Origin of the sequence: Solwaraspora sp. WMMA2059 (assembly GCF_027497315.1) — a bacterium.
Lineage (GTDB): Bacteria > Actinomycetota > Actinomycetes > Mycobacteriales > Micromonosporaceae > Micromonospora_E.
Genome location: NZ_CP114908.1, coordinates 581,963 through 607,052 on the forward strand (window position 1 = coordinate 581,963; position 25,090 = coordinate 607,052).

Sequence of the window (25,090 nt, forward strand, 5' to 3'; positions counted from 1 at the left end):
GGAATCCGTGGACGACTACCAGATGGACCTGTCGGCCGAGGTCCGGGAGTTGCTGGACGCGACGGCGGCCGAGATGGTCGAGCTGTTCGGCATTTCCCGTGCCGAAGCCGTCGCCCGGATCAACGAGCAGTGGCACGGGCAGGACTTCTCCGGTGACGACGAGATAGTCCTGCACGAGGACCGGCATTACTGGGCGATGATCATCTACTTCGGTGAGGTACCGGACTGGAGCGACGACGCGGACCGGTCCGGCTGGGTTGCCCGGCCGGCGCCGGCCCGCGACTCCGGGCACTGGACCGTCCCGGGGTGATCAGGTCGGGCCCGGTCAGGTGATCACACAGATCGTGGCGTAGGCGCCGAACGCGGCGGTCAAGCAGCTGACCGTGCCGGCCTTGGGCCGTGTTGATCAGCTGCTCCAGCTTCATCGCCGCCGGCACCACGCACTCTGTCCATCATGCCTGGCCGGCTGCTGGCGCGCGCGCTCAGCGCTTCCCTGGTATTCCCCAACGGCTTCCTCAGATCTCCCTCATTACTCGGCGGCTCCGAGCCGGCACGATCTGTTCATGGTCCTAACTGGGCGAACGGGCGTACCGCAGCGAGAAAGGCCGCCACCGATGGGAACGAGCCAGGAGCCACACCGCCGTCGTCGAACAGGGACCACCCGGACGTTCGCCCGGTGGCGGCGGTGCGCCGGTGGGGTCGCGGTGGTGGCCGCGGCGCTGGTGGGGTTGTCGTCGTCGGTGCCGCCGGGGGCGGTGCCCGCCGACGGTGAGTTTCCGGTGGGGTGGCTGACGTCGTGGATCACCGATCGGCCGGGCTGGTTGCCATGGGGGGGCCCGGCGACGGCTGAGCTCCCGGTGTCGCCGGTCGGCGACGGTGCCGGCCCCGGCGGGTACTCCTCGGCGGCGGCGACCCGGGCCAGCGGGGGCGCCGGCGCCGCGCAGCGGCTGGTCGACGGGTTGCCGGGGTACGCCGGTCAGCCGGCGGTGGACGAGTCGGTGACGCCGGTGACGGCGGCGCGCCACGATCCGGCGACGAGCCGCCGCGACGCCCGGTCGTCACGGTCGACCATGACCGTGTACGACAACGCCGACGGTTCGACGACGGCGCAGCTGAGCACCGGTCAGGTTAACTACCGGGCGGCGGACGGGTCGTGGCGGCCGATCGATCCGACCCTGGTGCGTCGGGGTGACCGGTGGGGGGTCACCGACAACCCGATGGGGGTGTCGCTGGGGTCGACATCCAACACCACGGCGGCCGGGGCAGCGGCGACGTCCGGCGCGGCGGCGGGGGAGCCGCTGGTCGAGTTGCCGCTGCCCGGCGGCGGCGTGTTCGGGTGGAGTCTGGCCGGTGCGGCGACGGTGACCCCGGTGGTCGACGGCGCGACGGCGACGTACCGGCAGGTGCTGCCCGGCACCGACCTGGAGCTGGTGGCCCGGCCGGACGGGGTGAAGGAGACGCTGATCCTGGCGTCGCCGCAGGCCGCGTCGGCGTGGGTGTTCCCGCTGACCCTGCGGGGGGTGACGGCCCGCATCTCCTCGGCCGGGTCGGTCGAGCTGGTCGACGACGCCGGGGCGGTGGTGGCGTCGATCCCGCCGGCGTACATGGAAGACTCGTCGGTGGACGCGGAGACCGGTCTGCCGGCGCGGTCGGCGGCCGTCGCGATGGAGCTGACCGAGGTCGACGGCGGGCCAGCGCTGCGGCTGGTCGCCGACCGTGCCTGGCTCGCCGACCCGGCGCGGGTGTTCCCGGTACGGGTGGATCCGACGGTGACGACCGGCCCCGACGGGGACGTGTTCGTCGACTCCGATCCGGCCACCGGCGCGACCGTGCAGAACGGCAACCACCTGCAGGTGGGCTACAACGGGGGAGTCGGTTCCCGGACGTTCCTCAACTTCGACATCTCGTCCGCGGTGACCGACGCCAAACCGATCATCGCCTCGGCGTACCTGCGGCTGTTTCTGAACCACCGGGTGCGCTGCGACGTCAAGGACCTGCAGGTCGGCCTGGTCGAGCAGGAGTGGACGGTCGGTGAGTTGGCGACCGCCGCGCTGCCCGGGCCGGACCTCGAACCGGGCTCGGTGCGGTACCGCTACTACACCGACAACGGGCAGGCGTGCGCCAACCCGTCGGCGGGGCCGACGTCCGGCCAGTGGGTGCAGGTCGACGTCCGTGAGCTGGTCTCGGGGTGGGCGATCGGGCAGCGCAACCTCGGTCTCGCGCTGATCGACGACGAGCAGGTCCTGGCCGCCGGAGCGAGGTTCACCTCGGCGAACTACGGCAACGGGGCGTACGCGCCCCGGCTGGAACTGACCATGACGGCAAACCTGCCGCCGCAGGTGAGTCAGCGGTCCCCGGTGCACGGCGCGGTCGTGTCGACGCTGACCCCCCGGTTGTACGTGCGCGGCCACGACCCGGACAACTCCGGGACGGTGAGCTACAAGCTCTGGCTGCACGACGACGCCGGCACGGTCCTCCACGTCACCGAGGGCACCGGCTCCTACTACGACGTCCCCGCCGGGCTGCTGCGCTCGAACAAGCAGTACTCGTGGGTGGTGCAGCCGTTCGACGGTGCCGTCTACGGGGCCCGGTATCCGAGGTACACGTTCTACACCCGGGTACCGCAGCCCGCGTTGGGATCCCGGCTGGCGCAGAACCCGGGGGTGGGCTACCACCCGGAGATCGGCAACTACACGACCACGGCGACCGACGCGCAGGTGGCCGGGGTGGGCCCGGAGCTGGCGATCACCCGGTCGTACAACACGTTGGACACCCGGCGGTCGGGGGCGTTCGGGCAGGGCTGGTCGAGCTTGCTCGACGCCCAGGTGACCGGGCGGACCAGCACGAACGACGCGCTGCGTAGTGCCGTGGTGACGTATCCGGACGGTTCGGAGGCCGGCTTCGGCCCCACCTCGGACGGATCGTTCGTGCCGCCACCGGGGCGGTACGAGGTGCTGACCGAGGTCAGGTCCGGCACATCGATCACCGGGTACCGGCTGACCGTCAAACACGGCACCACGTACGTGTTCGGCCGCTCCGCCGGCAGCGGGGTCTTCCGGCTCACGGCGGTGACCGACGCCAACGACCGGACCCTGACGGCGACCTACAACGGCAGCGGACTGATCTCGAAGCTGACCAACGCCTCCGGTCGGTCGCTGACGCTGACCTGGGCGGGCACCGCCAGCCCGTCGGCCGGGTCGCACGTGACCAAGGTGACGACGGACGCGCCGACCGCCGGCGGCAGCGGCTACGTGTGGCAGTACACCTACGGCAGCCACGACCGCCTGACGAAGGCGTGTACGCCGACGGCGGTGTGTACCACGTACGGCTGGGGCAACAACGCGAACCAGGGGGCGAACGCGGTGCGCAACCACGCGCCGTCGTCGTACTGGCGGCTGAACGAACCCGCCGGGTCCACCTGGGCCGCCAGTGACGTGCTGGAACGCGGCGGCACCGACGTGGCGTTCTACGAGCACACGACGCCGGGCGCGACGCCGACGGTGTGGCCGGGCTCGACGTCGACGTCGACGGCGTTCAACGGCACCTCGTCGCGGGTGCGGCTGCCCAGCGGGCTGGTCAACGACAGCGCGTACCAGTCGGTCAGCATGTGGTTCCGCACCGGCGCGACGTCGCGGGCCGGAGTGCTGTTCTCCTACCAGCACGATCCGATCTCGGCCGGCACGACGTCGCGCAACTACACGCCGGCGATCTACGTCGGGACGAGTGGGAAGCTGCACGCGAAGTTCTACGACGGCTTCGCCGGCACCACCATGCAGTCGTCCGGCCGGGTCGACGACGGCCAGTGGCATCACGTGGTGCTGGCCGGGGAGGGCGCCAGCCAGGCCCTGTACCTGGACGGCACCCGGCAGGCGACCCGCGACGGCCTGATCGAGATGTTCGACATCGGCGGGTCGGCGTACGAGTACGTGGGTGCCGGGTTCGTCGGTGGGAACTGGCCGGACCAGCCGCACCAGGGCTCCGCCGACAACACCGGGCACGCGAACTTCTTCACCGGCCAGATCGCCGACGTGGCGTTCTTCGACCGGACGTTGACCGCCGCCGACGTCACCGAGATCAACGGTACGGCGCGGGCGCAGAGCTGGCAGCTGTCCACGGTGACCAGCGCCGAAGGGCGGACCCTGGCGTCGCTGTCGACGGACCCGGTCACCGGCAAGCTGTCGGAGCTGACCGACGGCAACGGCGGAACCTGGACGATGGGCACGCCACGGGTGGCCGGCACCAGCGCCCTGTACGCGGCGGCCGTGCTGGGCTCGGCACCCACCGACTACTGGCGGCTGCGCGACGCCGCCGGGGTCGACGCGGTCAACGAGACGTGGCAGGAGACCGCGACGTTCAGCGCGGTGACACTGGGCGCGGCGGGTCCGTTCGCCGACGGCACCGCAGTGTCGTTCGACGGGACGTCGTCGCTGGTGGCGGTGCCCGGCGGCCGGGTCGCGCCGAACGGCGCGAAGTCGCAGGAGCTGTGGTTCAGGACCACCGCGACCGCCGGGGTGCTGGTGGGCACGCAGGACGCGGCGGTGGGCGGTACGCCGTCGGCGGGATCGCCGGTGTTGTGGATCGACGCCGACGGTCGGCTGCGCGGCCTGGCCCCGTCGACCGAGCCGACCGGGCCGCTGACCTCGGGGCTCGCCGGCAAGTGCGCGGAGCTGGCCACCAACGGAACCAAGGTGCAGGTCGGCACCTGCGCCGCCACGTCCGCCCAGAGCTGGCGGTACGTCGGCGGCAGTGGACAGTTGCGTCGGGGTGACAAGTGTCTGGGCCTGACCGGTCAGGCCACCGGCAACGGCACGCTGGTCCAGGCGCAGACCTGCTCGACCAGCGCCAACCAGAAGTGGACGCCGCACCAGGGCGGCTGGCGCAACACCGGGTCGGGGCGGTGCCTGGAGGTGCCGGGCTCGTCCACCACGGACGGCACTGCGCTGACCATCCGCAGCTGCGCCACCAGCCAGGCCAAGCAGCGGTGGGCGTTGGCGCTGACGTCGCCGTCGCCGGTCAACGACGGCGCGTGGCACCACGCCGTACTGACCACGACCGACGCCGCCGACGCCACGACGCAGGTGCTGTACCTCGACGGGGCGCCGGTGCAGTCGAGCACCGGGGCGCTGCCGGCGGCCGGACCGCAGAGCCAGGGGTACCTGGGTGCGGGGTACACCGGCAACGGCTGGTCGGGGCTGGCGGCCGGGGCGACGGGGTACTACGCGGGGTCGCTGGCGGAGGTGGCGTTCTACCACCGGGCGTTGGGCGCCGACGAGGTGACGTTGCACCACGGGTCGGTCGGGCAGACGGTGCCACTGGTGGTCACCGCCGCGACCGGCGGCGGTACCGACACGCCGACACTGTCGGAGACAGCGGCCGGCCAGTTGCCGTCGGACACCCTGCCGCCCGGCGCGACGCAGGTCGACACGGCGGCGCAGGATACGCAGACCACGACGGTGGCCAACCCGGTGACGATCGTGTCGGTCACCGACCCGGGCGGGCATCAGGTGTCGTACTCGTACGACCTGGTCTCCGGGCGGAAGGTGTCGCAGACCGACGCGCTGGGCCGTACCACCCTGTACGGGTACGACACCGGCGGGTTCACCAGCCTGGAGTACGACCCGAACGGGATCGTCACCCGGTCGGTGCAGGACGAGCGCGGCAACACCATCCAGGAGGTGACCTGCCAGGACCAGGCCGCCGACAAGTGCGCCAGCAGCTACTACACCTACACCTTCTACAGCAGCGACCCGACGCACCCGAAGAGCGACCGGCTGACGGCGGCGCGGGGGCCGGGCTCGTCCAGCGCGCAGGACGACACCTACCGGACGCTCTACCTCTACGACAGCTCCAACGGTGACCTGCGCAGCACGGTGGATCCGCTCGGCCGGCGTACGGAGATCGCCTACACCACCGGCGGGAGCGTTCCGGCCGGGCTGCCCACACAGGTGCTGGACCCGTCGAAGGGCTGGCAGCTGATCACGTACACCTCGGCCGGTGACGTGGCGACGGTGGTCGACCCGGCAGGCGCGACGACCACGTACACCTACGACCGGTTGGGTCGGGAACTGACCGAGACGGTGGTGACGCCGTCGTTCCCGCAGGGGCGGACCACCACGTACACGTACGACGCGATGGGCCGGGTGGCGACCCGGACCGATCCGGCGGTGACGGACCGGGTGACCGGCGCGGTGCACACGGCGGTGACGCAGCACTCGTACAGCCCGGACGGGTTCCTGACCGAGCAGCGGGTCAGCGACGCCACCGGTGGGGATGCGGCCCGGGTCAGCGAATGGTCCTACGACGGCCACGGCCGCCGGTCGCAGGCCGTCGACCCGATGGGCACCACCACCGGCTACCGCTACGACGTCTACGGGCACGTGGTGGAGCAGACCGATCCGGACGGGACGGTCAACGCCTACCAGGTGGACGCCAACGGCGACCTGCTGTCGCGGACGCTGAAGGGCTACACCGGGGACCCGAACGATCCGACTCCTGCCGTGGACCTGGTGGTGGAGTCGAACGTCTACGACCCGGCGGGCCGGCTGGCGTCGACCACCGACGCGATGGGGCACGTCACGGAGTACACGTACACCGACGACGGGCGGCCCGCGACGGTGACCCGCACCGACGGGGACAGTTCGTTCCTGCTGGAGGCCAACAGCTACGACGCGGCCGGGAACCTGGTCGAGCAGCAGACCGACAACGGGCAGACCGTCACGACGTACGCCTACGACGCGGCGGGCCGGCAGACCCGCAGCGTGCTCGACCCCGACGGGTTGCACCGGGTCACCGAGACCACGCTGTCGCCGGGTGACCAGGTGCTGTCCAGCGTCGCCCGGGACGGATCCGGCGCGACGCTGGCCGTCACCGACCACGCGTACGACATCCTCGGCCGGGAGGTCTCGCAGACCCGGTACCGGGAGACGGACCGGACGACGACGCCGGTGGCCCGCTGGCAGCTGGACGAGACCAGCGGTACGGCGGCCGCCGACTCGGCCGGCAACAGCCCCGGTACGGCCACCGACGTGACCTGGGAGAACGACGCCCAGCGGGGGCGGGTCGCGGCGTTCACCGGTGCGTCGACGTCGCAGATCACCACGGCCGCGCCGGCGGTGGACACCACCCGGCCGTACACCGTGGCCGCCTGGGTGCGGGTCGACAACGACGGCAAGTCCGGCGCGGTGCTGACCGTGCCCGGTGCCGCGCGGGTGAGTACGTCCCCCACGAACCGCGACTTCGCCTTCCAGCTCCGGTTCGACCACACCATCGACGGCTGGCGGGTGGCCACGAACGAGCAGCAGACGGGCTCGATCATCCGGTGCGACTGTCCCTTCGGGGAAGGCACGGTGTATGAGGAGCAGTGGCAGCACCTGGCCGTCGGCGTCGACCCGCAGGCTGACAAGTTCACCGTGTTCATCGACGGCGACAAGGTCGACGAATTCACCGGCGCCCGCTTCCACAGCGTGGCGAGGGGCGGGCTGCGGATCGGCTCCGGGCTCGACGGGGCCATCTCCGACCTGCAGCTGTACCAGGGCGTGTCGGCGGACGCCGGCTGGGCCGACCGGGTGGTCGCCGGCACCGTACCGGCGGCCGACGCCACGGTGTCGCGCACCAGCTACGTGCTCGACGACGGTGGTCTGGCCACGGCGGTGCTGGATCCGCTGGGCAACACCACGAACGTGGCCTACGACGAGGCCGACCGGCCAGCGGTGTCGACCGGCCCGCAGGTGCAGGCCGAGAGCGGGGAACTCGACGGTCCGGTGGTCACGGCGCGGCCGGTGGAGCGGATCGGCTACAACGCGTTCGGCGAGGTCACTGCGGAGTCCGACCCGAACGGCAACGTGACCCGGTACGCGTTCGATCGGGCCGGCCGGCCCTACGAGACCCGGCTGCCCGCGTACACCCCGCCGGGCGGGTCGACCCCGGTCGTCCCGGTCTTCACGGCGGCGTACGACATCCTCGGCCAGGTCGTGTCGCAGACCGACCCGCTGGGCCGAGAGACCGGGTTCACCTACGACCAGCTGGGCCGGGTGGTGACCCAGGTGGCGCCGGACGGTGCCACCACGACCGCCCGCTACGACCTGGCCGGCAACCTGCTCGCCGTGACCGACCCCACCGGGGCGGTGACCGGCAGCAGCTACGACCTGCTGGGGCGGACCACCAGCGTCAGCGAGGCGGTCCGCCAGACCGGTCAGACGCACACCACCACGATGGGCCACGACATCGCCGGTCGCCTGTCGACGGTGACCACGCCGGCCGGGGTGACCACCAAGTACGGCTACACCGCCGCCGGGGAGCTGGCCAGCGTCGTCGACGGTGCCGGGCAGACCAGCCGGGTCGACCACGACGCCCTGGGCCGCCCGGTGAAGCAGACCAACCCGGACGGCACCTCCACCACCACCACGTACGACCCGCTGTCCCAGCCGACCGCGACGGCGGCGTACCGGGCGACCGGCGGGGCCGCGCTGACCACGTCGGCCTGGACCTACGACGCCGCCGGCAACATGGTGTCGGCGACGGACGCGCGGGGCAGCACGACCCGGTTGAGCTACGACGCGACCGGGCTGCCGCGCACCCAGTCCGAGCCGGTGGCTGCCGGCACCACCATCGAGTCGTCGTACGGCTACGACCTGGCCGGCAACCCGACCCGGTTCACCGACGGGCGGGGGCAGGCGTTCCGGACGACGTACAACGTCTGGGGGTTGCCGCAGTCGCGGATCGAGCCGGCGACGGCGGCGTACCCGAACGCGGCGGACCGCACGTACACCACTGTGTACGACGTGGCCGGTCAGCCAGTGTCGCAGCGTGCCCCGGGCGGGGTGACCCGGACCCTGGTCTACGACGACGCCGGTCGGCTGGAGCGCCAGTCCGGCTCCGGTGCCGAGGCCGCGACCCAGGACCGGACGTACGGCTACGACCCGGCCGGTCGGCTGGTGGAGTTCTCCGGGTCCGGCGGCACCAACCGGGTCGCCTATGACGACCGGGGGCTGCCGCTGTCGGTGACCGGCCCGTCGGGCGACGCGGCGTTCACCTACACGCCGGACGGGTCGATGGCCTCGCGCGACGACGCGGCCGGGTTGACCCAGTACGGCTACGACAGCGCCGGCCGGTTGGCGTCGGTGAGCAACAGCAGCGCCGGGGTGTCGGTCGGGTACTCCTACGACGAGATGTCGGCGGTGTCGTCGATGTCCTACGGCGGCACCAACAACCGGCGGGTGTTCGACTATGACGACCTGCACCGGTTGACCAGAGACCGGCTGGTGCGGTCCAACGGGCAGGTCCTCGGGACGATCACCTACGGGTGGGACGCCAACGGCAACGAGACCAGCAAGACCGTCACCCGTGGCTCGACGACGGCCAGCAACACCTACACCTACGACCTGGCCGACCGGCTCACGTCGTGGAACGACGGCAACACCACGGTCGGCTACCGGTACGACGCGGCCGGCAACCGGACCGGGGTCGGCGACGTCGACTACGTCCACGACGCCCGCAACCGGCTCGTCTCCGACAGCACCGGCACCAGCTACCAGTACACGGCCCGGGGCACCCGTAAGCAGACCGTCACCGGCGGCACCACCTCGGTCGGGGTCGCGGACGCGTTCGACCAGATCGTCAGCCAGCAGCCGACCGGTGGCGGCAACGCCCGGGAGTACACCTACGACGCGTTGGGCCGGGCGCTGCGCAGCGACTTCCGGTACACCGGGCTCGGCAACGACCTCGCCATGGACGGCGCGGCGAAGTACCTGCGGGATCCGGACGGCGGTGCCGTCGCGGTCCGGGACGGCGGCACCAGCCGGATGCTCTGGACCGATCTGCACGACGACATCGTCGCCCAGTTCAACACCGCCGGGACGTCGGTGACCGGTCACCGTACCTACTCGCCGCTGGGTGAGGTGACCGCCGCCAGCGGCATGGAGGGCAACCTCGGCTACCAGTCGGAGTGGACCGATCCCCGGTCGGGTCGGGTCAACATGCACGCCCGCTGGTACGACCCGGCCGTCGGCCAGTTCGACAGCCGCGACAGCGTCACCGTCAGCCCGGTGCCCGACTCGATCCGGGCCAACCGCTACCAGTACGGCGACGGCAACTCGCTGACCGTCACCGACCCGACCGGGCACTTCGGCAAGCGGCTGCGCAACGCCTGGAAGAAGGTCTCCTCCGGCGTGCAGAAGGCCTGGAACACGGTCAAGGCCGGGGTGCGGCAGGCGTGGGAGCAGGTCTTTGAGTGGGCGCAGGCGGCCCGCGAACAGATCGCCGAGAAGATCAACGACGTCAAGCAGGCCGTGTCGAAGGCCTATCAGAAGATGGCCGAGGCGGTCAGAGGGGCCGTCGACCAGGTCGGCCAGTGGGCCCGGACGGCCAGGGACTGGATCGTCGAACACAAGGCCGACATCGTCGGCGCGCTGGTCGGGTTCTTCGTCGAAGCCGCCTGTATGGTCGCGATCGGCTGGACCGGGGTCGGCGCGGTCGCCTGCGGGGTGGCTTCCGGCGTGACCGGTGCCCTGGTCACCGGTGCCATGCAGGGCCAGACCGGCGTCGAGCTGCTGCGCACCGCCGTACTGGGTGGTGCCGCCGGTGGTCTGGGCGCGGCGCTGCCGATGATGGGCCCGGCAGCGGGCAAGGCGTTGAGCAAGGCTGGGTCCGCCGGGGCGAAGAAGGTCGCCGGCACCAGTGTCGGCAAGGCTGCGGCGTCGGCCGGCAAGGCGGTCGGGCGCAAGGTCGACGACCTGTCGCGGGCGGTGTCGCGCGGCACCAGCCGGGCCACCCGGGAGGCGGCCGACTACGCCGACGACGCCGCCCGCGTCGGCGGTAGCCGGGTCGACGACCTCGCCGACGGGGCCGCCAGCTGTGTGCGGCACAGTTTCGCGCCGGACACCCGGGTACGGATGGCCGACGGCACCACCAAGCCGATCGCCGAGGTCGAGCTCGGCGACGAGGTGCTGGCCACCGACCCGGCCACCGGGCAGAGCACGGCCCGGCCGGTGCGGCTGCTGCACCGTCACGCCGACCGGGAGTTGACCGATGTCACGGTCACCGACACCACGACCGGCGAGAGCACGGTCGTCGAGACGACCGCGCAGCATCCGTTCTGGAACGCCACCACCGACCGGTGGACCGACGCCGCCGACCTGCGCCCCGGTGACCGGTTGCGCAGCCCGGACGGCGAATCCACCCAGCGGGTCACCGCGGTCCGGGTCTGGACCGGCCTGAAATGGATGAACGACCTCACCGTCGACGCCGACCACACCTACTACGTGGTGGCAGCCGACCGGCCGGTGCTGGTGCACAACTGCGGCGGTTACACGGACCTGTACCACGGGACGAGCCGGCAGGCGGCGGAGAACATCCGGGCCGACGGCGTGGACACCGGATTCTCGTCACGGTCGAAGATGGACTTCGGGAAGGGTTTCTACACCACCCGGTCGCGGCAGCAGGCGGCCGACTGGGCGGGGAGTCCGCGGTTCGGTGGGGACGGCGTGGTGCTGCACTTCAAGGTGCCGAACGCGAAGCTCGACGCCCTGGCGACGAAGAAGTTCACCGCGACCAGTCCCGATCTGGCCGACGTCGTGAAGCACTACCGCACCGGTGCCCGGGGCAACCCACTCGGCCGGCATCAGGTGGTGGAAGGGCCGATGCTGATGAACGTCGACAAGTTCGTCAACAAGGGACTCCCCGCGCACTGGAAGGGCAACCAGGTCGTCTTCTACGGCAAGGACGCCGGTCGGATACTGACCGCGGCCCTGCAGCCGTAGGAGCGTGACGTGGACGTGCACTACTGGGCGCTGTTCGTCTACTACGACGGCAAGGGGCTCCGGGCACTGGACCGTCCCGGGGTGATCGCACCGGGACGGTCAGCTGATCACGCAGATCGTCGCGCCGGCGGTGACCACCGCGCCGACCTCGGCGGCCAGGCCGCTGACCGTGCCGGCCTTGGTCGCGTTGATCGGCTGTTCCATCTTCATCGCCTCCAGCACCACGACCAGATCGCCCTCGGCGACCTGGTCGCCGTCGGCGACCGCGATCTTGATGATGGTGCCCTGCATCGGCGAGACCAGGGCGTCGCCGCTGGCGGCCGCCGCCGTGCTGGTGCCACCCCGGCGGCGGGCCGGCTGGCGGGCGGCGGTCGGCGCGGCGGCCGTACCGCTGCCGAAGCCGGCGGGGAGGCTGACCTCGAGCCGCTTGCCGCCGACCTCGACCACAACGGTCTCGCGGGGTTCGGGGGCGTCGGGGGCCGCCGCCGGTGCGGTGAACGCCGGCACGGTGTTGTCGAACTCGGTCTCGATCCACCTGGTGTGCACGGTGAACGGTTCGCTGGTGAACGCCGGGTCGCGGACCACCAGGCGGTGGAACGGCAGGGCGGTGGCCATCCCGTCGACGACCATCTCGTCCAGTGCCCGCCGGGCGCGTTCCAGCGCCTCGGCGCGGGTCTCGCCGGTGACGATCAGCTTGGCCAGCAGCGAGTCGAAGTTGCCGCTGACGACGTCGCCGGCGGTGACGCCGGTGTCCACCCGTACGCCGGGGCCGGTGGGCAGGCGCAGTGCGGTGATGACACCGGGCGCGGGCAGGAAGTTGCGGCCCGGGTCCTCGCCGTTGATCCGGAACTCGATGGAGTGCCCGCGCGGGGGCGGGTCGTCGGTGAACCGCAGCGGCTCGCCGACGGCGATCCGGAACTGCTCGCGGACCAGGTCGATGCCGGCGGTCTCCTCGGTGACCGGGTGCTCGACCTGCAGTCGGGTGTTGACCTCCAGGAAGGAGATGGTGCCGTCGACGCCGACCAGGTACTCGACGGTGCCGGCACCGTGGTAGCCGGTCTCCCGGCAGATCGCCTTGGCACTGGTGTGGATCTCGGCGCGCTGGGCGTCGGTGAGGAACGGCGCCGGTGCCTCCTCGACGAGCTTCTGGTGGCGGCGTTGCAGCGAACAGTCCCGGGTGCCGACCACGATCACGTTGCCGTGCTGGTCGGCGAGCACCTGCGCCTCGACGTGCCGGGGCCGGTCCAGGTAGCGCTCGACGAAGCACTCGCCGCGACCGAACGCGGCGACCGCCTCGCGGGTGGCCGACTCGAACAGGTCGGCGATCTCGGCCATCTCGCGGGCGACCTTCAGCCCGCGCCCACCGCCACCGAACGCGGCCTTGATCGCGACCGGTAGGCCGTACTGCTCGGCGAAGGCGACCACCTCGTCCGGGCCGGCGACCGGGTCGGCGGTGCCGGGAACGAGTGGTGCGCCGGCCCGCTGGGCGATGTGCCGGGCGGTGACCTTGTCGCCGAGGTCGCGGATCGCCTGCGGGCTGGGCCCGATCCAGGTCAGCCCGGCGTCGATGACCGCGGCGGCGAAGTCGGCGTTCTCGGAGAGGAACCCGTAGCCGGGGTGGACGGCGTCGGCGCCGGACCGGGTGGCGGCGTCGAGCAGTTTGTCGATCCGCAGGTACGTGTCGGCGGCGGTCTCCCCGCCGAGGGCGTACGCCTCGTCGGCCAGCCCGGCGTGCACCGCCGAGCGGTCCGGGTCGGCGTACACGGCGACGCTGGCCAGCCCGGCGTCCCGGCAGGCACGGATCACCCGGACTGCGATTTCGCCCCGGTTTGCGACGAGAACTTTGCGCACGCCCTGTTCTCCTTTGCTCACGGACCAAGCCGGAGTCTATCGGCCTGCTTGATCAACTAAACCGGCGCTCAGTGTGGGATGGCACACTGGCGATTAGGCTCCGGATGTGTCTGCCACCCGGATGATGATTCTCGGTCTGGTCAACTGGATGCAACCGGTGCACGGCTACGACGTGCGCCGTGAGCTGCTCAGTTGGCGGGCGGACAGCTGGGCCAACGTCGCACCGGGGTCGATCTACCACGCGCTGCGCAAGCTCGCCGAGGAAGGGCTGCTCCGCCAGGTCGGCACCGCCCAGGTCGGTACCCGGCCGGCGCGGACCAGTTACGAGATCACCGCCGCCGGGGTCGATGAATTCGACTCGTTGGTGCGGCAGCACTGGCGCGACTGCCGACCGCCGGCCGACCCGTTTCTCAGCGCGTTCGCCTTTCTGCCGGCGATGCCCCGGGCGGAGGCGGTCGCCATGTTGCGGGGCCGGGCCGCGATGCTGCGGGCCGGCAACGCGGCTACCCGCGACGACCTGACCGCCGGGTGGTTGCGGCAGAAACCGTCGTACGTCGGCTGGATGCTGGAGCTGACCATCGCCCGGGTCGACGGGGAGATCGCGTGGTGTGACCGAATCGCCGCGCTGATCGAGTCCGGGGCGTCGTATCACCCGGCGGAGGAGTCGGCTGACGGCACCTGGGCGGGGTGGCAGGCTGACCTGGACGCCGCCGACCGGGAGTCGGCCAGATCACCCAGCAATAATCAACGTTGACTAGCCCGATCGCCGGGGTCTAGCGTGCCAGATGCAGCGTGGGGAGCTGGGCGGCCCGGCCTGCCCACGGGGGAGAGCGGCCGGCGGCCGGCCGGCTCGGCAAGCCAGGAGACACTTCATGATCGAGACCAAAGGGCTGCGGAAGTCGTTTCGCTCCCGGCAGGGTCGTGGCGCCAAGACCGTCGACGCGGTCCGTGGCGTCGACATGCTGGTCGAGGAGGGGGAGATCTTTGGCTTCCTCGGGCCGAACGGTGCCGGTAAGACGACCACGCTGCGGATGCTCGCCACGCTGATCGAGCCCGACGGCGGGGAGGCCGTCATCGCTGGGGCCGACCTGCTGCGCAACCCCGGCGAGGTCCGTCGGCGGATCGGCTACGTGGCCCAGGGCGGCAGTACCTGGGACGAGGTCACCGGTCGCGAGGAACTGGTGATGCACGCCCGGATGTACGGCATCGGCAAGGCCGAGGCGCAACGTCGGGCCACCCGGGCGCTCGCCGCGTTCCAGTTGACCGAGTACGCCGACCGCAAGTGCAAGACCTACTCCGGCGGCCAGCGACGGCGGGTCGAGATCGCGCTGGGCATCATCCACGAGCCGAAGGTGGTCTTTCTCGACGAGCCGACCACCGGGCTGGACCCGCAGAGCCGGGCGCACATGTGGGACGAGATCCGCCGGTTGCGTGCCGAAGGCATGACCGTCTTCATCACCACCCACTACCTCGACGAGGCGGACGCGCTCTGCGACCGGATCGCGATCATGGACCACGGCGAGATCGTCACCGAGGGCACCCCGGCGGCGCTCAAGCGGGAGGTCGCCGGCGAGGTGGTCACCGTCGGGCTGCGTCCGGACGAGTCGGCCGCCGCCGCGCAACTGCTCGACAGCCAGCCGTACGTCAGCAAGCTGGAGACTCCCGACGACGGCGGCGTCCGGCTCTTCGTCGACGACGGCGCCACCGCCATCCCCCAGATCCTGCGCACCATCGACGGCGCCGGTCTCGAACTCGGCTCGATCGAGCTGCACCGGCCCAGCCTCGACGACGTGTTCCTCACCAAGACCGGCCGTTCGCTGCGTGAGAGCTGACCAGGGAGACCGCACGATGAAATTCGCCCGCGACACCTGGCTGATCTTCCAACGGCAGGCGTTGCTGCTGCTGCGCAACCCCGTCTGGATCTTCGTCGGGGTGTTCCAGCCGATCATGTACCTGGTGCTGTTCGCCCCGCTGCTCAAGCCGGCGCTGGCCCCGATGGGGGCGACCACCAACGCAGAGGTCTACCGCCTCTTCGTCCCCGGCCTGCTGGTGCTGCTGGCCATCTTCGGCGGGTTGTTCCAGGGCTTCGGCCTGATCGCCGAGCTGCGCGCCGGCGTGATCGAGCGCTCCCGGGTCACCCCGGTCAGCCGGCTCGCCCTGCTGCTCGGCCGCAGCCTGCGCGACGTGGTGTCCCTGCTGCTGCAGGCCGTCATCATCACGGTGCTGGCGATCCCGTTCGGGCTCACCGTGCAGTTGGGCAACCTGCTGCTGGCGTACCTGCTGCTCGCCCTGATCGCGCTGATGACCTCGGCGGTGTCGTACGGCGTGGCGTTGCTGGTCCGCAGCGAGGACGCGCTGGCCCCGCTGATGAACACGGTGGCCCAGCCGGTACTGCTGCTCTCCGGCATCCTGCTGCCGCTGGCCTTCGCGCCGCTGTGGCTGCAGCGGGTGGCGCAGTGGAACCCGTTCTCCTGGGCGGTCGACGGCACCCGGGCGCTGTTCGCCGGCAACCTCGGCGACGACGCGGTCTGGCAGGGCCTGCTGATCACCCTGGCGCTGGCCAGTCTCGCGGTCACCTGGGCGGCCCGAGCCTTCGCCCGCAGCGTTCGGTAGGCCGTCCGTCAGCCGGCACGGGACACGCCCGCAGCGCCTGCGGCGGTCGGCCCGGCCAACAGGGCTGCCCTCTGCGCACGGCAACGGCACAGAGGGCAGCCGTTCCAGGCTACCGCCGGCCGGGCCGGCCCGCTGTCACCTGCGCCGGGCCGCTGTCACCTGCGCCGGGCCAGGGTCAGCCCGTCGGCGATCGCCAGCATCACCACGTCCACCCGGTCGTCGGCGGCCACCTGCTGGTTGAAGGCGACCATCGCCTCGTCCTCTTCGCTCTGCGGGTCCAGCACCCGACCGTGCCGCAGCACGTTGTCAATCACGATCAGCCCGCCGGGCCGCATCCGGGGCACCAGCTCACCCCAGTAGACCGGGTAGCTGATCTTGTCGGCGTCGATGAATGCCAGGTCGAGGTGCGGTTCGCCCGGCAACGCCCGCAGCGAGTCGGCCGCCGGGCCGATCCGCAGGTCGATCCGGCCGTCGACCCCGGCCCGCTGCCAGTAGCGCCGGGCCACCGCGGTGAACTCCTCCGACACGTCCAGACAGATCAACTGCCCGTCCGCCGGCAGACCACGGGCGATGGCCAGCGCGGACAGCCCGGTGAAAGTGCCGACCTCCACCGCTCGGCGGGCGTTCACCAGCCGGGTCAGCAGGGTCATCAGCGCCGCCTGCTCCGGCGCGACCTGCATCTGCGCGTTCTCCGGCAGCGTGCTGGCGGTCTCGGCGATGAGGTCACTGACGATCTCGTCCGGCGGGGTGCCGTGGGCGACGACGTACGCCTGCAGGGCATCGGTCATCGGCAAGGTCTTGGTGGTCATGGGCATGACGCTAGTCCGGCTAACGTCCGGTGTCGGGCTCGCCCCACAGATCCGTGATCCGGTAGCCGACCTCGCTGACCAGCCGGCGCAGCAACGGCAGTGACAACCCCACCACCGTGCCGTGGTCACCTTCGATTCGTTCCAGGAACGGCCCGCCCAACCCGTCGATGGTGAACGACCCGGCCACCTGCAGCGGCTCGCCAGTCGCCACGTACGCCGCGACCTCGTCCTCGGTGACCTCGGCGAAGTGCACCACGGTCGCGGCGGCGGCGCAGGCCCACCCGCCGGTGGCCAGACTGGTCAGCGCGTGGCCGGTATACAGCACCCCGGACCGCCCGCGCATCCGCCGCCACCGCGCGGTCGCGTCGGCGGCGTCGGCGGGCTTGCCGAGGATCTCCCCGTCGAAGTCGAGCACCGAGTCGCAGCCGAGGACCAGCAGGTCGGTGCCGTCGTCGGCGAGGTCCGTCCGGAGCCGATCGGCGACGGCGGCCATCTTGCGCCGGGCCAGCTCCAGACACAACTCGTCGGCCCGGTCCAGCGTCACCGACTCCTCGTCGACGCCGCTCACCAGCACCTGAGGGGTGATTCCGGCGGCCTGCAGCAGTTTGTGCCGGGCCGGGCTCGCCGAGGCGAGCACCAGACGCGGACGCAGGGAGGTAGCCACGGGTGGTCAGGCTACCGGGCCCGGGCCTGCGGTACCGATGATCAGTGGGGTAGGGCGGCGGCCCGCCAGGCGTCCGGACCGAGCCGGCCGGGGAATCCCGGCGTGGGTCGGGCGGTGCGGGCCCACCGCGACGGCACCGGCCGATCGGTGCCACTGTCGGAAACCGGACGGGTACGGGCGACGATCACGCCCACCAGCGCCGCCAGTTCCTCGGCGGTCGGGGTGCCCCGGACGATCCGCCAGGCCGGGTCAGCGTCACTCATCGGCCGAGCGTACGCGGCGGGCCAGCCGGCCGGCGACCGGCCGGCGAGTGGTGATCATTACTGGCGCGCTACCGTCGGCGTCAGGTTGCCACCCCGGTACCATATGACGCGCGGCTCACACCGGCCGCGTGCCGATCGTGTGGCACCCAAACCTTCCGGGTACGGTCATTTGGATGTCCGCTGTGCCCCCGCAACTAGTTGCAGACCGTTACCGGCTGGTCGAGCCGCTCGGTCAGGGCGGCATGGGCCGGGTCTGGAAGGCCCGCGACGAGGTGCTGCACCGGGACGTGGCGATCAAGGAGCTGGTGCCGCCACCGGGCCTCACCGACCAGGAACGCCGCGAGATGCGGGAGCGCTCGCTGCGCGAGGCGCGGGCGATCGCCCGACTCAACCACATCAACGTGGTACGCGTCTTCGACGTGCTGCGCACCGACGGCGACCCGTGGATCGTGATGGAGTACGTGCCGTCCCGGTCGCTGCAGGACGTGCTCGCCCAGAACGGCCCGGTCCCGGCGACCCGGGCCGCGGAGATCGGCCTCGGCGTGCTCGGCGCGCTCCGGTCCGCCCACCTGTCCGGGGTGATGCACCGGGACGTCAAGCCCGGCAACGTACTGCTCGGCCACGACGGCCGGGTGGTGCTCACCGACTTCGGCCTGGCCACCGTGCCGGGCGACCCCAACGTCACCCGTACCGGGCTGGTGCTGGGCTCACCGGCGTACATCGCCCCGGAGCGGGCCCGGACCGGCAGCGCCGGCCCGGAAGGCGACCTGTGGTCGCTCGGCGCGACGCTGTACGCGGCCGTCGAGGGGCAGTCGCCGTACGCCCGGCAGACCGCCATCGCGACGCTGTCCGCGCTGGCCACCGAGCCGCCGCCGCCCGCCCGCCGGGCCGGCCCACTCAAGCCGGTGCTGGCCGGGCTGCTGCGCAAGGACCCGTACACCCGGATGAAGGCCGACGAGGCGGAGCGGCTACTGACCCGCGCCGCAGGTCGCGGTCCGCGGCGCGGTCGCTCACTGCTCGACGGGGTACGCCGACCCAGCCCGTACGGCAGCCGGGAGGTCCGCCCCGGCGAGTCCCGGTCGGGGATCGTGCCGGGTCCGCGCGGCGGGGCGCCACGCACCCCGGTCCCGTCGGAGCCGGTGTCGCCGCCGGTGGCCCCGTTGCCGTCCGCGTTGCCGGTCGTCCCCGGCCCGGCCAAGTACGGCCCGCCGGTCACCCGCCCGACCAACTCGGCGGACCCGACCAGGGTGGTGCCGTCGACCGACCAACCTGCCGGCGCGGCGACCGCAGCCGCAGCCGCAGCCGAGACGAGTGTGTTGCCGACCAAAGCCGGTGAGCCACCGTCGGAGACCACCGTGCTGCCCCAGGCGGAGCGTACCCAGGTGGTGCCGGGCCGCAAGGAGACTGCGCCGGACGGCAAGACGGCCGAGCGGTCCCCGGCCGCCGAGCCTGCCAAGGCGGCTGAGCAGCCGACGGCGGCGAAGGCGACAGAGCAGCCAGTGGCTGCCAAGGCGGCTGAGCAGCCAGTGGCTGCCAAGGCGGCTGAGCAGCCGACGGCGACGGAGCAGCCGACGGTCGTCGAGCCCGCCGAGCGGCCGCCGGTCGAGGAACAACCCGGGTCGGCGGCTGCTGCCGCCAGCGCGTCGGACCGGCGAAACTGGTCCGCGCCGGCCCTGCTGTTCGACCGCGCCGCGCAGGCCGTCCGGTCCATGACCGAGCTGCCGCGTACCTGGCTGATCAGCGGTGTGGCAGCTGTCGTCGTACTGGCGTTGCTGGTGACCGGCGCGCTGCTGGCCGCCGGCGACGAGGACGAGCCCGACGGCCAGCTCGGCACCGGTCCAGCCGCCTCGGCCACGCCGTCGGCCCCGGCCCCCACCTCCGGGGCGCCGAGTGCCGAACCGAGTGTCGAGCCGAGCTCGCCGGCGGCCGAGACGTCGCCCGAGGTGCCGGCGGTGCCGCCGCAGAGCGATGAGTCGCCCCAGCCGCCGGACCCGCAGTCGCCGTTGCCCGACGGCTGGCGGTTGCACGAGGACCAGACCGGGTTCTCGGTGCCGGTGCCGGAAGGCTGGTCGGTCAGCCGCGAACGAACCCGGGTGGAGTTTCGGGAGAACGGTCAGCTCGGCCGGCTGATCATCATCGACCAGACCGACAACCCGAAGCCGGATCCGGTCGCCGACTGGCAGAACCAGGAGCAGGCGCGGCGGGGCACCTACAACAACTACGAGCGGGTACGGATCGAGGCCGTTGACTACTTCCTCGACGCCGCCGACTGGGAGTTCCGCTACACCAGCAACCAGGGCAACCGACTGCAGGTGCGCAACCGGGGGTTCGTCACCGCGCCGGACAAGGCGTACTCCATCTACTGGTCCACCACGGCCGAACGCTGGCAGCAGGACCTGGTCTACTTCGAGCTGATGGCGAGCAGGTTCCAGCCCGCCGCAAGCTGAGCCTCGAACTACCCGCATGAACTTCCGATCTTCCGGGTACAACCGGAGCGCGACGGAAGGAGGGGTGCGACATGGTCAACCGTCGACGGATCGCCAAGCCGAGCGTTGCACTGTGGATGCTGGTGGCCCTGGCCGATGCGGCCCTGCTGGTCGCCAGCGTCGGTCTGGTACCCGTACTGCTGGTGCTGTCCGGCGGCACAGCCGTGACGCTCGCCGCTGTGGCCGCGTACCGCATGACCGTCAGTGAGCGGGCCGGTGGCGAACCTACGGTCGTGCCTGCCGGCGGACGGTGGTCTGGTGGGCGTGGCGAGCGGTGAGTAGGCTCGCTGGCTGTGTCGATCACCGGGCTGACGGAAATGTGGGACCGCCTCTTCACGGCCCAGACCGACCCGCCGCCACTGCTCGTGCTCATCACCGCCGCCGTCGCGCTGGCCGCGGTGCTCACCCGGCTGCCCTGGCGGATCGGCCGCAACGCGATCACCATCGCCCACGAAGGCGGGCACGCGCTGATCGCCCTGCTCACCGGCCGCAAGCTCAAGGGGATCCGGTTGCACTCGGACACCTCCGGGCTGACCCTGTCGGCCGGCCGACCGACCGGGCTGGGCATGATCCTCACCCTGCTGGCGGGCTACGTCGCGCCGTCGTTGGTCGGGCTGGCCGGTGCCCTGCTGCTCGGCGGCAACCGGATCACCCTGCTGCTCTGGATCGCCGTGGCGCTGCTGCTCGCCATGCTGGTGATGATCCGCAACCTCTTCGGGATCGTGTCCATCCTGGCCACCGGCGGTGTGGTCTTCGCCGTCTCGTGGTTCGCCGGCCCGGAGGTGCAGGCCGCGTTCGCGTACACCGGGGTGTGGTTCCTGCTGATCGGCGGGATGCGGCCGGTCGGTGAGCTGCAGCGGCTGCGTGCCCAGGGCCGCTCGCCGGAGTCGGACGCCGACCAGCTCGCCTGGCTGACCCGGGTGCCCGGCCTGGTCTGGGTGGGATTCTTCGGACTGGTCAACCTCGCGGCGCTGTTCATCGGAGCGCTGCTGCTGGCCAGCCCGTGGCTGGCCGACCTGGACCTGCCGACGCCACCGGGCGGGTGACCCGTACCGCTGCGACCCGAACCGGTCAGAGCGGGATGTTGCCGTGCTTCTTCGGCGGCAGGGTCTCCCGCTTGCCACGCAGCATCCGCAGCCCGCGCGCCACCTGCAACCGGGTCTGCGACGGTGCGATGACCGAGTCGACGTAGCCGCGCTCGGCGGCCACGTACGGGTTGGCCAGCCGCTCCTCGTACTCGGCGATCCGCTGCGCCCGCACCGCCGCCGGGTCGTCGGCGGCGGCCAGCTCAGCGCGGTAGAGGATGTTCACCGCGCCCTGCGCGCCCATCACCGCGATCTGCGCGGTCGGCCAGGCGAAGTTCAGGTCCGCGCCGAGATGCTTCGACCCCATCACGTCGTACGCGCCGCCGTACGCCTTGCGGGTGATGACGGTGACCTTCGGGACGGTCGCCTCGGCGTACGCGTAGATCAGCTTCGCGCCGCGCCGGATGATCCCGTCCCACTCCTGGTCGGTGCCGGGCAGGAAGCCGGGCACGTCGACGAAGGTCAGCACCGGGATGTTGAACGCGTCGCAGGTGCGCACGAACCGGGCGGCCTTCTCCGAGGCCTTGATGTCCAGGCAGCCGGCGAAGTGCATCGGCTGGTTGGCGACCACCCCGACCGGCCGGCCCTCGATGCGGCCGAAGCCGATCACGATGTTCTGCGCGTACAGCGGCTGGACCTCCAGGAACTCGCCGTCGTCCAGGACGTGTTCGATCACCCGGTGCATGTCGTACGGGTGGTTGGCCGAGTCGGGGATGATGGTGTCCAGCTCACGGTCTGTCTCGGTGTCGGCCGGCGCCACGTCGGCCGACAGCGTCGGCGGTTCGTCGAGGTTGTTGCTCGGCAGGTACGCCAGCAGCGCCTTGACGTAGTCGACGGCATCCTCCTCATCGGTGGCCAGATAGTGGGCGTTTCCGCTGGTGGCGTTGTGGGTGCGGGCGCCACCGAGCTCCTCCATGCCGACGTCCTCGCCGGTGACCGTCTTGATCACGTCCGGGCCGGTGATGAACATGTGCGATGTCTGGTCGACCATCACGGTGAAGTCGGTGACCGCCGGGGAGTACACCGCGCCCCCCGCGCAGGGCCCCATCACCAGGGAGATCTGCGGGATGACGCCCGAGGCGCGGACGTTGCGGAAGAAGATGTCGCCGTAGAGGCCGAGGCTGACCACGCCCTCCTGGATGCGCGCGCCGCCGGAGTCGTTGATCCCGATGACCGGGCAGCCGATCTTCATCGCGAGGTCCATCACCTTGACGATCTTTTCGCCGAAGACCTCGCCGAGCGAGCCGCCGAAGACGGTGAAGTCCTGCGCGAAGACGCACACCTGCCGGCCGTCGACGGTGCCGTAGCCGGTGACCACCCCGTCGCCGTACGGGCGGGTGCGCTCCAACCCGAAGTTGGTCGACCGGTGCCGGGCCAGCTCGTCCAACTCGACGAAGGAACCCTCGTCGAGCAGCATCGCGATCCGTTCCCGGGCGGTCTTCTTGCCCCGGGCATGCTGTTTCTCGACCGCGCGGGCCGAGCCGGCATGCACCGCCTCGTCGACCCGGCGTTCCAGGTCCGCCAGCTTGCCGGCGGTGCTGTGGAGGTCGGTTCCGGTCCCGGACTGCTCACTCGTCACGCCCACACCGCGGATGCTATCGACGTCGCGACCGCCGGTCAGGGGCCGACGGTGTGCGGTTTCCCTCAGTACGCCGCCGTCGGGCCGGCCCCAGCCTGGGTCGATCGACCCCGGGACGACGTTTCCTGCCTGTTGCCCGATTCGTTACCACCACGTGACAGTGTTGGGAGTCGCGCTGATCGCGTCCGGTCTGACGGTGCTGCTGGTGATGCGGCGGACGCTCTGGCCGGCGCGGGCGGCCACCGTCGGCAGCCGCAGGGCCGGAAGTCTGGACGCCGCGCCGCATCGGCGCCGTCGAGGGCGGGGGCGACGTCGGGCCACCCGTACCGGGCTGTTCCGTCGCCGGGCGACGCCCGGTGGACGCCACACGGTCGGCGTGACCGTGCCGCGCCAACGTCGGGGTGGTCGGCCCGCCGTCGTGCTGCCGGAGCCGTCGGTGGCCGCTGTGCCGCCCGTCGTTGTGCCGTCGGTTGCTGCTGTGCCGCCGGCTGCCGCGCCGCCGGCTGCTGCGCCGCCGGCTGCTGCTGACGAGGATTTTGACTGGTTCGACCGGCCTACGGACGCGTACGCACAACCCGTACGAGCGTCGGACCGGGCCGTTCCCGCGTCGGACTCGGCCGTCCCCGCGATGGACCCGCCGGTAGCAGTGCCGGTGGTCGGTACGACCGTCACCGGGCATCCGTTCCGCGGCGTGGCACCGGTGCCGCAGCGGCGCGACCACTGGTAGCGCGACGGAGCGACACCGGCCCAACCTGAAAGACTGCTCCGCTGCGGAGGGAGGCGGCGGAGCAGCCACGATTCCGGGACCCGCGTCTCGGTGAGAGGGCCTGGGTCAGGGTTGCGGTGGCCCGGATGGCTGGGTGGTGGTGAGGAAGGCGGCGGGCACGCCCGAGTCGATGAGACGACCGCGCATCCGGTCAAGCGCGTCAGGTGTCCAGTCTGGATAGGCGGACAGGAACAACAACCGCTGGGCGGCGCGGCGATCGGTCCGGGCTTCGGCGATCGAGTCCTTGACCATGTTCGCCGCCACCTCGAAGTCGTCGGCGATGCGGACGCCGCCAGTCGGCATGCCGACTGCGGCGAGTCGGGCCGGCGGCGGCCGGGCGGCGAACACGACGGTGACGATGACGAGCAGCCCGCCGACGGCGCTGAGGGCGGGAAGCAGCCACGGCGGTGCCGCTGGCCAGTACGGGACGGGCGACAGCGCGTGGTGCACACTGGGGAGCGGGCCGCCGGTATGAGCGTGCGGACGTATCGCGTGCGCGAGGCTGACATACAGGGCGACGACGGGTGCCGCGAGGACGAGGACGGTGGTGGCGGACAGCGCAGCCACGGTGATCCGGTGCGCGGGGTGTGTCGAGTGGATCCGCCGTGCTACCGCCGCCGCGAGCAGCCATCCGGTGGACAGCCCGAGCGCCACGCCTGCGACCAGCAGGATGCGCAGCACTGGTGAGCCTGCGGCCCAGGCGTCCACCCCGACCGTGGTCTTGCCGCCGACGGACATGCCGGCGATCGCGACGACCAGTCCGTGATGCTCGGCGGTGAACCGGTCGTAACGGGAGGGGATGTAGTCGCTGGTCCAGGCAGCGGGGTCCGCCACGCCCGCCTGGTCGTGTACGACCTCGATCTCTGAGACCGACCAGCCGGCGGCGGCGTAGCGCTGCCGGGCCTGCGACGCGTCCCACCTGCCGTCCAAGGTCACCGCAGTGAATACCCGGTCCGCTGTTTGTGCCGAGGTCTGCCGCAGCACGACCGAAGGAGCCTCGACGCCGCTGGCACGTCTGGTCAGGTCGACCATCGCGGTGTCGCTCGGAAGATTGGTCAGGGTGGTTGCCCCGAGCATGGAGCCGGTCGCCGCGCCGAACGCCCCGAGCACCGCCGTGACCACGACCGCTGCCGCTACCGTGACGGGACGACGGTCGGGAAGCGAAAGCCACCGACGGAGGCGCCCACCGCGTGGAGCCGAGCTGGTTCCGGCGATCGC

15 protein-coding genes are annotated in these 25,090 nt (G+C 71.7%); 9 read left to right on the forward strand and 6 right to left on the reverse strand.

Annotated elements, in window-relative coordinates; all coding sequences use genetic code 11:
• Nucleotides 1–7: 7 nt before the first annotated feature.
• Nucleotides 8–310 carry a hypothetical protein gene (locus O7553_RS02700; RefSeq protein WP_281553314.1) on the forward strand — a complete coding sequence of 101 codons (303 nt, stop codon included), beginning with the start codon at nucleotides 8–10 and terminating at the stop codon, nucleotides 308–310.
• A gap of 304 nt (nucleotides 311–614) precedes the next feature.
• A complete protein-coding gene (locus O7553_RS02705; RefSeq protein ID WP_281553315.1) occupies nucleotides 615–11,756 on the forward strand; it encodes a LamG-like jellyroll fold domain-containing protein in 11,142 nt (3,713 codons plus the stop codon).
• Nucleotides 11,757–11,855: 99 nt separating this feature from the next.
• Here O7553_RS02705 and O7553_RS02710 read toward each other — a convergent pair whose 3' ends face one another.
• The gene (locus O7553_RS02710) at nucleotides 11,856–13,607 is read right to left on the reverse strand and encodes a biotin carboxylase N-terminal domain-containing protein (protein ID WP_281553316.1); all 1,752 of its coding nucleotides are present in this window, start codon (nucleotides 13,605–13,607) and stop codon (nucleotides 11,856–11,858) included.
• Between the two features lie 106 nt (nucleotides 13,608–13,713).
• Between O7553_RS02710 and O7553_RS02715 the strand changes: the two genes are divergently transcribed.
• From O7553_RS02715 to O7553_RS02725, 3 genes are all read left to right on the forward strand, one after another.
• Complete coding sequence (locus O7553_RS02715; RefSeq protein WP_348650110.1) at nucleotides 13,714–14,361, forward strand: PadR family transcriptional regulator; 648 nt, start codon at nucleotides 13,714–13,716, stop codon at nucleotides 14,359–14,361.
• Between the two features lie 118 nt (nucleotides 14,362–14,479).
• Nucleotides 14,480–15,439, forward strand: coding sequence for an ATP-binding cassette domain-containing protein (locus O7553_RS02720; protein ID WP_281553317.1), 960 nt, complete (start codon nucleotides 14,480–14,482; stop codon nucleotides 15,437–15,439).
• 16 nt (nucleotides 15,440–15,455) lie between these two features.
• Nucleotides 15,456–16,220: an ABC transporter permease gene (locus tag O7553_RS02725; protein WP_281553318.1), complete on the forward strand. Its 765-nt coding sequence runs from the start codon at nucleotides 15,456–15,458 to the stop codon at nucleotides 16,218–16,220.
• Between the two features lie 155 nt (nucleotides 16,221–16,375).
• Here the strand turns inward: O7553_RS02725 and O7553_RS02730 are convergent, their stop codons facing one another.
• From O7553_RS02730 to O7553_RS02740, 3 genes are read right to left on the reverse strand one after another with little or no spacing between them, the layout of a single operon-like run.
• A complete protein-coding gene (locus tag O7553_RS02730; protein WP_281553319.1) occupies nucleotides 16,376–17,029 on the reverse strand; it encodes a class I SAM-dependent methyltransferase in 654 nt (217 codons plus the stop codon).
• Nucleotides 17,030–17,048: 19 nt separating this feature from the next.
• A complete protein-coding gene (locus O7553_RS02735) occupies nucleotides 17,049–17,693 on the reverse strand; it encodes a Maf family protein (RefSeq protein WP_281553320.1) in 645 nt (214 codons plus the stop codon).
• Between the two features lie 41 nt (nucleotides 17,694–17,734).
• Nucleotides 17,735–17,956: an acyl-CoA carboxylase subunit epsilon gene (locus O7553_RS02740; RefSeq protein WP_281553321.1), complete on the reverse strand. Its 222-nt coding sequence runs from the start codon at nucleotides 17,954–17,956 to the stop codon at nucleotides 17,735–17,737.
• Nucleotides 17,957–18,129: 173 nt separating this feature from the next.
• On the opposite strand from O7553_RS02740, the gene O7553_RS02745 reads away from it, so the two are divergent.
• The 3 genes from O7553_RS02745 (at nucleotide 18,130) to O7553_RS02755 (ending at nucleotide 21,488) form a co-directional block, all read left to right on the forward strand.
• A complete protein-coding gene (locus tag O7553_RS02745) occupies nucleotides 18,130–20,403 on the forward strand; it encodes a serine/threonine protein kinase (RefSeq protein ID WP_281553322.1) in 2,274 nt (757 codons plus the stop codon).
• A gap of 71 nt (nucleotides 20,404–20,474) precedes the next feature.
• Nucleotides 20,475–20,720 (forward strand): hypothetical protein, encoded by a 246-nt coding sequence (locus O7553_RS02750; protein WP_281553323.1) that lies wholly within the window; start codon nucleotides 20,475–20,477, stop codon nucleotides 20,718–20,720.
• Nucleotides 20,721–20,759: 39 nt separating this feature from the next.
• Complete coding sequence (locus tag O7553_RS02755) at nucleotides 20,760–21,488, forward strand: M50 family metallopeptidase (protein WP_281555436.1); 729 nt, start codon at nucleotides 20,760–20,762, stop codon at nucleotides 21,486–21,488.
• A 25-nt stretch (nucleotides 21,489–21,513) separates the two neighbouring features.
• On the opposite strand, the gene O7553_RS02760 is transcribed toward O7553_RS02755, so the two are convergent.
• Complete coding sequence (locus O7553_RS02760; RefSeq protein ID WP_281555437.1) at nucleotides 21,514–23,106, reverse strand: acyl-CoA carboxylase subunit beta; 1,593 nt, start codon at nucleotides 23,104–23,106, stop codon at nucleotides 21,514–21,516.
• A gap of 154 nt (nucleotides 23,107–23,260) precedes the next feature.
• Here O7553_RS02760 and O7553_RS02765 point away from each other — a divergent pair, with 154 nt between their 5' ends.
• Complete coding sequence (locus O7553_RS02765; protein ID WP_281553324.1) at nucleotides 23,261–23,833, forward strand: hypothetical protein; 573 nt, start codon at nucleotides 23,261–23,263, stop codon at nucleotides 23,831–23,833.
• A gap of 105 nt (nucleotides 23,834–23,938) precedes the next feature.
• Here the strand turns inward: O7553_RS02765 and O7553_RS02770 are convergent, their stop codons facing one another.
• A complete protein-coding gene (locus tag O7553_RS02770) occupies nucleotides 23,939–24,994 on the reverse strand; it encodes a hypothetical protein (protein WP_281553325.1) in 1,056 nt (351 codons plus the stop codon).
• Nucleotides 24,995–25,090: the final 96 nt, after the last annotated feature.